Source organism: Bacteroides sp., assembly GCF_028690125.1.
In the GTDB taxonomy this organism is placed as follows: Bacteria; Bacteroidota; Bacteroidia; order Bacteroidales; family Bacteroidaceae; genus Bacteroides.
Genome location: NZ_JAQVBV010000013.1, coordinates 77,268 through 89,864, shown reverse-complemented (window position 1 = coordinate 89,864; position 12,597 = coordinate 77,268). Strand labels below are relative to the sequence as shown.

The following is a 12,597-nucleotide window of genomic DNA, read 5'->3' as shown; positions in this document are numbered from 1 at the left end:
CCAAAAATACATTTTAGAATCTGTAACCGATATTCAAGAATGCATTGATAGCCGGCGCATAATAATATTTAGAGTTCTTAGAGAACATATAAGTACGCATAGAACCATCATCATAAGTATCATCACGATTCTGTTCATAACCGCCAGTACGCATATTTGTATTATTCAGAACATTATTCACACTCAGATTAATACTAACACTCTTACCATTTCTCAAACGAATGTATTTACCGACAGAGGCATCAAGCATAAATCCACCTTTCAGTTTTTCCTGTGAAGGAACTTTTACACCTACCAAATTACCATTAGCATCTACCGAACCATCATTATCACGAGTCAATACACTTTCCAAACGGCGGTAAGCAGAGAAGTCCAGATAGATACGGTCATAGTAATTTCCGGTCAAATTGAAGAACCAACCTTTAATATTATAATCCAAGCCCAAGCTGTAAGCAGAAAGCGGAGTACCGTTAGCACGCATACCTTTTGCATATACGCGGTCAGGATTGGATTCGCTCTCACTCTCGTAAGTACGGGTAGCTACCGGGTTATTCATGTATTCTGCTTCCGACCATGTACCGATTGCAGTCAAAGACAAGTTTGTAGTCAAACGGAAAGTAGCAGCAGCTTCTACACCCCAATGTTCTTTCTTAATGCCATTCATAGACAAGTAAGTAAAACGGGATTCATTATCGTTATAGAAAGCTTCCAACTCTACTTGATTCTGCAAACGGGTATAATATCCTGTAATGCGTCCCATTACAACCGGAGTTGTGAAATTATAAGTAAAGTCGCCACCATAAACTTGTTCTGTCTTCAAGTCACTGACAAAATCGTTCTTGATACGTGGAGCAACAAATGAGTTATATGCTAACGGAGCACGATCTTCATATCCGGCATTCAACGTAAATGAGTGGTTACCATTAAGGAAATAAGTTAAACCGGCTTTCACACCACCTTCCAAGAATTTTGCAGTACCACTGCTACCCAAAGACTTCAACGGAGCACGACCATTACGCATCAAACCGTCACGGAACATCTGTGTAGAACCAATTTTACCAGAAGCGAAATAGCTGAAAGAACCGCTTTTACCCTGATAACGTAACCAGGCACTCTGTTTGTTTACAAATATATTGTAATTGTAACCGAACTTATCACCTTCTCCGATACGACGATTCGGATGATCCAAATCATTCTGGATAATATAAGAGTTTTCTCCATAGTCACGAACAGAGAACTTATCGATATCAGTATATAACTCACCACCGAGCAAATCTTTCATTTTTTTGTAATGCATACCTTTCGTCGTATTAACTGCAATACCGGCTGTATAACTACTGTTTTCATTGATGGTATGATTAAATACTGAATTGAAATTAAATGCCAACTGGTCATTGTGACGTTCTTCTACGTAATACAACGTTTCCTTGTCCAGTGCATTTGCCTGTTGATTAGAGAAATACATCAAATCCCAATCAAGCTGACGGTAAGATTTGTTATCCTTCCATAAGTCAGTCACTTCATCAAACTGTTTCAACTGTTCCGGTGTCGGAACATCATTATAAACATTGAAGATAGAACTAGGCATTTTCTTATAGTAATCAGGACGTGGGTCGGCAGCATTTCCATTCCATCCCAGTGCACTGGTTCCATAATTACTATACTTAAACCCTGCACTTGTCACCAACTTCATATTATCTTTAATCTTGAAATCCCATGCAGCAACTACAGAAGGCTCAAACGAATTTACTACACGCGAATTACGTTTCTTTCCATTCTGATAACCCCAGTTAGGATTATAATAATGACTATTAGCTAAATAATAAGCTTCTTCTGTTGATGCACCCTGTTGTCCGCGTTCGGTAGGAGCTCCCCAGGTAGCAATAGACAAACTATGCTTGTCATTGAAAACCTTTTCAGCAGCCAGAAAATAAGAAAAAGCATTGTAGAAGGTACCTTCTATATTACCTTCATTTGCCCAACGATAACCTGCCGATCCGGTGAAAGCCCAGCCATTCTTCATCAGACCTGTAGAATAAGTATACATTCCGCGGAGAATATAACTACGATTACATCCTGACAATGACAGCTTTGATCCTGCTGAATACTGGCTGGCTCGGAGATCTATATTTGTTGATCCTCCAATCGCTCCAAAAGTAAAATAATTGTTTTCAAAAGGACCGATTCCCTCCTTGTTTCGAGTAGCATCATTCAATCCTCCGATTAATCCGTAGCTGAAACGTCCCGTTTCTACATCATTAAATTGTACTCCGTTAATGTACATGTCATTGTACTGAGAATCGTATCCTCTCACACGAAATCTCATCGGACTGAACAAATAACCAACATTAGACAGATAAACATCATTGTTTGAAGAGACTAATGCCTGCACACTTTGAGCCGCATCGTCATCTTCGTTCAACTGTGATTCTGTGAACATGAAAGAAGCATTGTCTTCACGAGCGTTTTGCTTTGCTTTTTGTTGCGCGAAAATAGTTGGCGCTAAACAAAATAATACGATCGCTAACCCTAATCGTTGTTTCATAATTTAATTTATATTAATGTTAATTGGTCTCTACCATTGAAACGTAGTTAAAATAAAAGGTCGTACAAAATAACAAAGAATTTCATAAATAGCAATGAAATTAACAAAAAAATTACATGGTTTAGGCGGTTTTTCCATTTTCTTTTTAGATATTTGTCACAGATATGATATATAGCTCACTTCTAAAATCAATTTTAAAGATGAAAAAAAGTTTAATGACTTTTGGTATACTCGTTCTTTTCGTCCTTATGTCCTACGGACAAGAAAAGAAATATGCGCTATACAGTGTTGCGTTTTACAACTTGGAGAATCTATTTGATACCATCCATGATGAAGGAAAAAATGATTACGAGTATTTGCCTAACGGTACTAATCAGTGGAATACAATGAAGTACAAGGCTAAACTGAAGAATATGTCGGAAGTATTAAGCAAACTTGCAACAGACAAGCTTCCAATGGGTCCCGCTATTATCGGCGTATCTGAAATAGAAAACTACAGAGTGCTGGAAGACCTTCTGAAAGAACCGGCATTGGCAGAGAGAGGTTATAAATATATTCATTACGAAGGAGAAGATCAGCGTGGAGTGGATTGTGCATTCTTCTATAACCCTAAACTGTTTGAACTTGATCATAGCAAACTCGTACCTTATATATATATAAATGACACCGTGCACAAAACCCGTGGTTTTTTGATTGCCAGTGGAAAAATAGCAGGAGAGAAAATGCACTTCATTGTAAACCACTGGCCCTCTCGTGGAGCTGCTTCTCCTGCCCGCGAACGTGCCGGAGAACAGGTTAAGGCAATAAAAGACTCTTTACTTAATGAAGACCCAGAAGCTAAAATTGTTATTATGGGGGATATGAATGATGACCCGATGGATAAAAGTATGGCAGTTTCACTTGGAGCCAAACGCAAACCTAACGAAGTAGGTCCAACAGATTTGTATAATCCTTGGTGGGATACCCTGAAAAAAGGATATGGCACTCTGATGTATCAAGGAAAATGGAACCTATTTGACCAGATCGTCTTCAGCGGAAATCTGTTGGGTACTGATCGCAGTACATTAAAGTACTATAAACATGAAATCTTCAACAAAGATTTTATGTTCCAGAAAGAGGGTAAATATAAAGGATATCCCAAGCGTACTCAAGCAGGAGGAGTATGGCTCAATGGATACAGCGACCACTTGCCAACTATTATTTATCTAATTAAAGAGGTAAAATAAACCCCTTTGTATATACAGGTCAAATACATTTTGAAATTTTGACCTGTATATAACTTCCTTCTGTCTATTCCTAAACTTATAAAATACTATCCAAAATGACGAAGCAATTATTTAGACTATTCACATTTTTTTTTGTCAGTTATATAGCCATATCATGTAGTGAACAAGATATACCGGATATTCCTGGAAACTCCGGAAATACCGATCAAGGAATCGCAACTATTGATCAGAGTGAAATAAAAGCAGAAGGAGGTAGTTTTATTATCCGTATTAAAACAGATGGCGCATGGCAAGTTTCGAGCAGTGAAACATGGTGTACGCTAAACAAAGTATCCGGAAACGGTAATAGTTCCATCACAGGATACTTAGAAGCTAATACAGGAGTAGAGCGTAATGCTACGATTACGGTTGAAGCAGGAAAAGAGAGTGCCACAATTACCCTGAAACAGGCTAGTGGTACTGGAACATCCCCCATTTATGCAGGAAGAATTGAAATTCCCAAGTTAAAAGGAGGAAACATGAATCTATTTATTACTCATACGACCACTGTCAATGGGAAAGAATTGCCAACTTTCAGTCTGGAATATGACTGTACACAAAAAAGTGCCCGTTGGTCAGCTTGTACTTTCAGCACAGCAACTCCTGACAATGATGCAGGCCGTGGAGATAAGTTCACGGAAGATCCGTCAATACCAACCCAATATCAAACCCACTACACCGATTATACTAATTCAGGATATAGTAGAGGACACTTGATAGCGTCAAGTGACAGACAATATTCTGAAGAAGCTAATTTACAGACTTTCTATATGTCGAATATAAATCCACAAATTCAAGACGGATTTAATGGCGGTATATGGGCGAATTTGGAAAAATGTGTCCAGAGATGGGGAACGATTACCAACAACCAAGATACCCTTTATACTATAAAAGGAGGAACTATTGACAAGCAAAATAATATTATTAAATATATAAAAGCGGATCATACAATTCCGGTTCCTAAATATTTCTATATGGCAATTCTCTCACTAAAAGGTGGCGAATATCATGCAATAGGTTTCTGGTTCGAACATAAATCATATCCTAGCAAAGAAAGCTATAAAAGTTATGCCGTCTCTATAGATAAACTTGAAGAATATACTGAAATTGACTTCTTCCACAACCTCCCGGACAATATAGAAAGCGTGGTTGAAGCAAATTATAAAGAAAGTGATTGGAGCTGGTAATCTCCGCCTATCAGATTAAATTTCAAAATGAAGTGCATCCCAAAAGTTTTAAAACCAACTCTTGAGATGCACTTCATTTATTAAGGCATATTATGATTCTTATTGGTAAATCCAACAAAAAAGTATCTTTATAAAAAATAAAAGAGCAGCAACAGCACAAAATTTATTCCCACCACTGTACCAAATCCTCCCAGAATCCAAGGACGAAGTTTACTATCTTTTCCTGCAAAGAACAGAGCATAGCACATATTCACCAATATATTACTAATAATTGCCTGCATACTGCAAGCTGTAACAACCAATGCTGCTACACTTCCTGTGTTTTGTAACAAGTTCAATATAAAAGGAGTGATATCACTAAAACCTGAAACGAAAGAAAGCAGATTCAATCCTTCTGTACCTGCATATATCAAGGTATAATGAGTCAATATTGTAAAAATTACAAACAGTATGGCAAAGATTAAAGCAACCTTAAATTCCAAGGGGTTACTACTATCCTCCTCTTCCCCATCCGTAGTCATATCTTTGGGACGATGCTGCCGAGTATGTACAAACCAAGCCACCAAAGCTGATACAACAGCCATAATCAGCAAATACGGATAAATAGAATGGAAAATTTCACGACTAAAAATTAGAATTAAAATCATAAAACGCAAAAACATCATACTGACTGCCAACAACATAGCAGCAACATATTCAGTTGATTCCTGTTCCGAGGCTTTACGACTCTTTCGAGCTAATACGGAAATCGTGGCAGTACTACTGTACAATCCTCCGACAATACCGGAAACCAATACACCTGATTCATGAAAGACATATCGCTTCAAAAGATATGACAGGTATGAAATACCGGAAACAACAACTGTTGCCAACCAAATAGTATAAGGAGTAAGATTTATACCAGGAATCAAGTTTTCTTTGGGAAGCATAGGCAGTATGATACCACTGATTGCCAAAAACTTAGCCAACGTAATCATTTCATCATTCTTCATTCGTTGTGCAAATTCCGTAAAAGTATGTTTTAATTCCGTTAGCAGTAGAACAGTAACAATCACCATTACATAAAACCAGGAAGGCTGAGTAACTACAATCGGAGCAATACAATAAGTAATAAGAGCAATAATGATCGTAGTGACACCAAACACGTGAAACTGCGATTGCTTTACATAATAGTTTAGTCCCAATAAAAGACCAAGAATCGCACCACCGCCCATAAATAAACGCATATCCGTAGGATCTAATATATATAGAAGATAACCTAGAATACCGATGAAAGTAAATGTACGGTCCGTACCGAAAAGAGTCGTTTCTCCTTCACGCTTTAAACTGATCCGGCGTTGAGAAAGCCCGATAAGCAAAGAAAACAAAGTTACCAATACAAAAGTCACCAATTCTCTTGGCAGGTAATTATACAATTGCTCCATACACAGTCCTTTTATATTAGAACAAATATATTGTTTTTTTGTTACTCATCGCCAATTTTTATACGGTTTTTTCATTAATTGGGAGTTATAGTAACGCCTATCGCCTGTTACCTCTTCACCAATAAAAGATGGTTTATCAAACGCCTCATCCTCCGAGGTTAATTCAACTTCAGCCACAACCAACCCGACGTTATCACCGTAGAACTCATCTACTTCAAATATGTGACTGCCACTACGCACCAGATAACGAGTCTTATCAATAACTCCCGACTCACAAAGTTTCATCAATTCTTCCGCCTCCGCCAACGGCAATTCCCGCTCCCACTCATATCGACTCGTACCTGAAACATTAGAAGCTCCCTTTATAGTCAAATAACCTTTATTATCACGGATACGCACCCGCACCGTCCGTCCCCGGTCGCTACAAATATATCCCTGAATAATACGATCCTGAGCAAAAGCCTGCGACTTGAACTCACCAGAAACCAAAAACTTACGTTCAATCTCTTGTGCCATGCCACAAAGATACACATTTTTAGAATCGAGTCATAAACTCAATTACAATTTTATCTCGTTCCGACTCTTTAGCAATGCCGGAATTTTTATAAAAGTATTTTTCGAAATTCAGACGAAGATCAGCAATGAAGGCTTTAGAAAGGCTCAACGTAATTCCGCTCGTCACACGATGGCGGGCATAATCATTTATTTTTAATATTCCCGTTTCAGTATCGGTCCTTCCGTTACTATGATCGGTCATCATATCATAACGGGCCAAAAAAGAAATCTTATTAAATACTTTTTTCAGAGGCAGATCATAATTCACAAAGCTGTTTACAGAATGTACATCATCAAAAGCATTGTGTCCGTACATTTTATAAAGGTATTCGGCTTCAATATGAAAGCGATTATTTTGATAATAAACACCGGCATCATACATATTAATACGCACGTCTCCCGGCTTTATCATTTGAGTGCTCAGAGTCACGTTCCAGTTCTTATTTGGCAAAAGCTGAGCTTTTATCGAATAATTCAATGTCTTGTGCCACACCTTTTGATTAGTCAATCCGGAGCCATTGAACAGCCCTCCTTCAAGAATAAAAGGAAAATTATCTTTCTGACTATATGTTGTCACAAAACCAACATCGCGGACATCTCCTACTTGTTTGGCTATAAAAGAACGGTTTGCGAAGTATTGTTGATGAGGAGAACGGTGCGCGTCAATAGTGAAAGGTACACGCATTTGACCAAGAGTAAAATTCAAATCTTTCACAGGGAAAACACGTGCATAAGCATCTAACGTTCTAATTGTACCTTCGTCAGAAAGATCGATCTCCGCTTTGTAAGCTACCATAGGATGCACATTTCCCGAAACACTAAAACGTGCATTACGTACTTCGAAACGGCTTTCGTTTGTTTCTGTCTGATATTCATATTTTGCCCGGATCGTTCCATGAATTTCAGGCAAATAATCCTTCAGTTCCATCCTCTGCTTATTCAGCATCTTGCCATCCCCCGCGTCTTCTTTTGCCTGTCCAAAAGCCATAACTGTCATCAATAGCGCGAAAACAGTAATTGTAAATTTCTTCATCCTAGTAGTTTCCTTTACTAATTTTGGCACAAAGATACCACTGTGAAGATACGGGAAAATTACGAAAAAATTACAATCCTATTACAAAAATTCACCACAGATTACACGCCTCATACAGATTAACTATTAATCATTGCTTGAACAATGCAATAGAATCTGTAAAACCCGTGTAATCTGTAGTGAATTAACCGAGGAAGGAATATGCAATCAGCATAACCAGTGCCAAAATAACCAATGAGATAAATACTATTTTGATTACCTTTTGCGCCTGTTGTTCTTCCTTCTTGCTATGTACTACTTTTCTTTTACTCTTACCCATAATAGTTAGCTTTAAAGTTCAACGCTAACAAAGTAAGAACAAATCTTTTAACTTTCCAAAAATAATACTCGCTATTTTTCGGATTTTATGATTCCTGCGAAGAGAACTCCATCAGATAGGACTTGATAAAGCCATCGATCTTTCCGTCCATCACACCATTTACATCAGAAGTCTGATAGTTAGTGCGGTGATCTTTCACACGCCGGTCGTCGAACACATAGCTTCGTATCTGCGATCCCCATTCGATCTTCATCTTCCCGGCCTCCACTTTTGCCTGCTCAGCCAAACGGTGCTGCAACTCCCTATCATATAAAATAGAGCGCAACTGGCGCATTGCATTTTCACGGTTCTTCGGTTGGTCGCGAGTTTCAGTATTTTCAATCAGAATCTCCTCTTCTTCACCACTATAAGGATCTTTATACTGATAACGCAGACGAACTCCGGATTCTACCTTATTCACATTCTGTCCACCTGCACCACCACTTCGGAATGTATCCCAAGAGATACGAGCAGGTTCGATATTCACTTCAATACTATCATCTACCAACGGAGTGACAAATACGGAAGCAAAGGATGTCATACGTTTACCTTGGGCATTATACGGAGAAACACGTACCAAGCGGTGCACTCCGTTTTCTCCTTTCAGATAACCATATGCAAAATCTCCTTCGATATTGATGGTACAGGTTTTGATTCCTGCTTCATCACCTTCTTGAAGATTGGCAATGGTAGCCTTGTAACCGTTTGTTTCAGCATATCGCAAATACATACGCATCAACATAGAAGCCCAATCCTGGCTTTCCGTACCACCGGCACCGGAATTGATTTTCAAGACACAGTCCATCTGATCGGCTTCTTCACGCAACATATTCTTGAGTTCCAATACTTCCAATGCTTCCATTGCTTTGGCATAAGCAGCGTCTACATCTTCCTCCGTTACCAACTCTTCTTTATAAAAATCAAAGGATAATGCCAGTTCGTCCGACAACGTTTTGACTTCGTTATAACCTTCAATCCATTTTTGCAGGTCTTTCACCAGCTTCATCTGAGCTTCTGCCCTCTTTTGGTCATCCCAAAACCCCGGAGCCTGAGTTCTTAATTGTTCTTCTTCGACTTGAATTTTCTTCGCATCGACGTCAAAGATACCTCCTCAGCGCATCCGTGCGCTCTTTCACATCTTTAAGTTGTTCAATAGTAATCATCTGATTTTCAATTTTATCTTTTATAATTTACAAATTTCGTTGCAAAGATAAGCAAAAATCTGCTACCTTTGTTTTTGTCATCAAAATGTTGTCATCATATGAACAAACTACTGAAACTTTCATGCTTGTCACTTTTCCTTGTATTAGTGTTCAGCAGTTGTAGCTCACAAAAGAAGTATAGCTACGAAACAGTCCCCAACGATCCGCTAAAAGCCCGTATTTACACATTGGACAACGGATTGAAAGTTTATCTCACCGTGAATAAGGAAACTCCGCGCATCCAGACTTACATAGCAGTACGTGTAGGCGGAAAGAACGACCCGGCAGAAACTACCGGACTGGCACATTACTTTGAACATCTTATGTTCAAAGGAACTGATAAATTCGGTACTCAGAATTACGAAGTCGAGAAACCATTACTTGACCAGATAGAACAGCAGTTTGAGATTTATCGTAAAACAACGGACGAAGCTCAACGTAAAGCGATTTATCATACTATCGACAGCCTTTCTTACGAAGCCTCCAAGTATTCTATCCCAAATGAATACGATAAACTGATGGCAGCCATCGGTGCGAATGGTACGAACGCTTATACCGCCTACGACCAAACTGTTTATGTAGAAGACATTCCTTCGAATCAGATAGGGAACTGGGCCAAGATACAAGCTGATCGCTTTGAGAATAATGTCATTCGTGGTTTTCATACAGAATTAGAAACTGTATACGAAGAAAAAAATATGTCTTTAACACGTGATAACAGAAAAGTGCAAGAAGCCATTTTCTCTTCTCTTTTCCCTCACCATCCTTACGGAACACAGACCGTGCTGGGAACACAAGAAGACCTGAAAAATCCTTCGATTACAAATATCAAAAACTACTATAAACAATGGTACGTCCCTAATAATATGGCTATTTGTATGTCAGGTGACCTTGACCCGGATAAAACCATCGCTATCATCGACGAATATTTCGGGCAAATGAAACCAAATCCGGAACTGCCTAAACTCAATTTACCGAAAGAAGAACCGATTACCCAACCTATCGTACGAGAAGTATTGGGGCTTGATGCTGAAAGCGTTGCGCTGGCATGGCGTTTCCCCGGAGCTTCAAGCAAAGATTTTGAGATTCTTCAAGTTATCTCTCAACTATTATACAATGGTAAAGCAGGACTTATCGACCTCGATTTAAACCAACAACAAAAAGTATTGAGTGGATACGGCTATCCTATGGGTCTGACAGATTACTCTATGTTTATATTAGGAGGAGTTCCCAAACAAGGACAAACATTAAAGGAAGTACAAAATCTTTTGTTAGGTGAAATCCAAAAGCTATGTGCCGGAGATTTTGACGAAAAAATGTTGCAAGCCAATATCAATAACTTCAAGCTTTACCAGATACAGAATATGGAAAGTAATGAAGGCCGTGCCGATATGTTTGTCAATTCATTTATCAATAATATAACCTGGGAAGACGAAGTTAATTCGATTGATCGTATAGCCAAATTTACTAAGACAGAAATTGTGGATTTTGCTAATAAATATCTAAAAAAGGACAATTATGCAGTCATTTATAAAAAACAAGGCAAAGACCCCAACGAAAAGAAAATGACAAAACCGGAAATCACTCCTATTGTGTCAAACCGTGATACAGCAAGTATCTTTCTCACTGAAATACAGAACAGTGCTGTTAAACCTATTGAACCTGTATTCCTCGACTACCAAAAGGATCTGACTCAACTAAAGGCAAAATCAGATATACCGGTTCTCTATAAGCAAAACGTTGCTAATGACCTCTTCCAGTTGATTTATGTATTCGATATGGGTAATAACCAAGACAAGGCACTAGGTACAGCTTTCAATTATCTCGAATATTTGGGAACCTCTGATATGACACCGGAACAACTAAAGAGTGAATTCTATCGTTTGGCCTGTACTTTCTACATTTCTCCGGGTAATGAACGCACTTATGTCGTTCTTTCAGGGTTGAACGAAAATATGCCGGCAGCTATGCAACTTTTCGAGAAACTAATGGCTGATGCACAAATCAATAAAGAAGCCTACAATAATATGGCAGGAGACATCCTGAAAGCTCGTTCGGATGCCAAACTAAATCAAGGACAGAATTTCTCACGCTTGATGAACTTTGCCCAGTACGGTGCTAAGTCACCCGCAACCAATCTATTAACTGAAGCTGAACTTATCAGTATGGACCCACAAGCATTAATCGATCGGATTCATAATCAGAATAGCTACAAGCATCGTATCTTATACTATGGCCCAAGCAGTAGTAAAGAGATATTGGATATTATCGATAAGAACCATAAAGTACCAGATACATTAAAAGAGATTCCTATAGGAGACGAATTCCCTTATCTCGAAACTCCTACCACTAAGGTATTAATAGCACCTTATGATGCTAAACAAATCTATATGTCGCAGATTTCAAATACTGATAAGAAATTCAATCCGACTATTGAACCTACACGGTCACTTTATAATGAATACTTCGGTGGAAGTATGAATTCGATCGTTTTCCAAGAAATGCGTGAGACCCGCGGATTAGCATACTCTGCCTGGGCTGCCTTAACTCAGCCAAGCTATTTGAAATATCCATATATGATCTATACTCAGATTGCAACCCAAAATGATAAAATGATCGACGCTATCAATACGTTTAACGAGATTATCAGCAATATGCCTGAATCGGAGAAAGCTTTCCAACTGGCTAAAGATGGATTAATCAACCGTCTACGCACTGAACGCATCATTAAAAGTGATGTTATCTGGAGTTATATCAATGCTCAAGACTTGGGAGAAAATGTAGACTCACGTATCAAGCTTTACAATGATGTGCAAAACATGACATTGAAAGACATCGTTGATTTCCAAAAAGAATGGATGAAAGACCGTACTTATACTTACTGTATCTTAGGAGATAAAAAAGACCTCGATATGGATAAGTTAAAAGCGGTAGGTCCTATCGAAGAACTAACGCAAGAACAAATCTTTGGATATTAAAATAAGAAAAGCCACACCCGAATAACAATGAACGAGGATGTGGTAAAATC

General features: G+C 38.5%; 9 protein-coding genes. 3 read left to right on the top strand and 6 right to left on the bottom strand.

Going from position 1 to position 12,597, the window contains the following annotated elements; translation table 11 throughout:
* Positions 1-13: 13 nt before the first annotated feature.
* A complete protein-coding gene (locus PHO71_RS10665; RefSeq protein WP_300202873.1) occupies positions 14-2,545 on the bottom strand; it encodes a TonB-dependent receptor in 2,532 nt (843 codons plus the stop codon).
* A gap of 200 nt (positions 2,546-2,745) precedes the next feature.
* Here PHO71_RS10665 and PHO71_RS10660 point away from each other — a divergent pair, with 200 nt between their 5' ends.
* Positions 2,746-3,771, top strand: coding sequence for an endonuclease/exonuclease/phosphatase family protein (locus PHO71_RS10660; RefSeq protein ID WP_300202870.1), 1,026 nt, complete (start codon positions 2,746-2,748; stop codon positions 3,769-3,771).
* A 95-nt stretch (positions 3,772-3,866) separates the two neighbouring features.
* Entirely contained in the window at positions 3,867-4,997 is a 1,131-nt protein-coding gene (locus PHO71_RS10655; RefSeq protein WP_300202868.1) for a DNA/RNA non-specific endonuclease, read from the top strand.
* 128 nt (positions 4,998-5,125) lie between these two features.
* On the opposite strand, the gene PHO71_RS10650 is transcribed toward PHO71_RS10655, so the two are convergent.
* From PHO71_RS10650 to prfB, 5 genes are all read right to left on the bottom strand, one after another.
* Positions 5,126-6,421 carry a DUF4010 domain-containing protein gene (locus tag PHO71_RS10650; RefSeq protein ID WP_300202865.1) on the bottom strand — a complete coding sequence of 432 codons (1,296 nt, stop codon included), beginning with the start codon at positions 6,419-6,421 and terminating at the stop codon, positions 5,126-5,128.
* A 45-nt stretch (positions 6,422-6,466) separates the two neighbouring features.
* Positions 6,467-6,937, bottom strand: a complete 471-nt coding sequence (locus PHO71_RS10645) for a CYTH domain-containing protein (protein WP_300202862.1) — start codon at positions 6,935-6,937, stop codon at positions 6,467-6,469.
* Positions 6,938-6,956: 19 nt separating this feature from the next.
* A complete protein-coding gene (locus PHO71_RS10640) occupies positions 6,957-8,009 on the bottom strand; it encodes a porin (RefSeq protein ID WP_300202859.1) in 1,053 nt (350 codons plus the stop codon).
* Between the two features lie 184 nt (positions 8,010-8,193).
* Positions 8,194-8,328: a hypothetical protein gene (locus PHO71_RS10635; protein ID WP_300202856.1), complete on the bottom strand. Its 135-nt coding sequence runs from the start codon at positions 8,326-8,328 to the stop codon at positions 8,194-8,196.
* An 85-nt stretch (positions 8,329-8,413) separates the two neighbouring features.
* Positions 8,414-9,530 (bottom strand): peptide chain release factor 2 gene (prfB, locus tag PHO71_RS10630; RefSeq protein WP_300202853.1). Its coding sequence is split into 2 segments (ribosomal slippage): positions 8,414-9,466 and positions 9,468-9,530, totalling 1,116 coding nucleotides; the frame shifts between segments, so codons are not numbered across the junction.
* Positions 9,531-9,628: 98 nt separating this feature from the next.
* Between prfB and PHO71_RS10625 the strand changes: the two genes are divergently transcribed.
* The gene (locus PHO71_RS10625; RefSeq protein ID WP_300202850.1) at positions 9,629-12,547 is read left to right on the top strand and encodes a pitrilysin family protein; all 2,919 of its coding nucleotides are present in this window, start codon (positions 9,629-9,631) and stop codon (positions 12,545-12,547) included.
* Positions 12,548-12,597 lie beyond the last annotated feature (50 nt).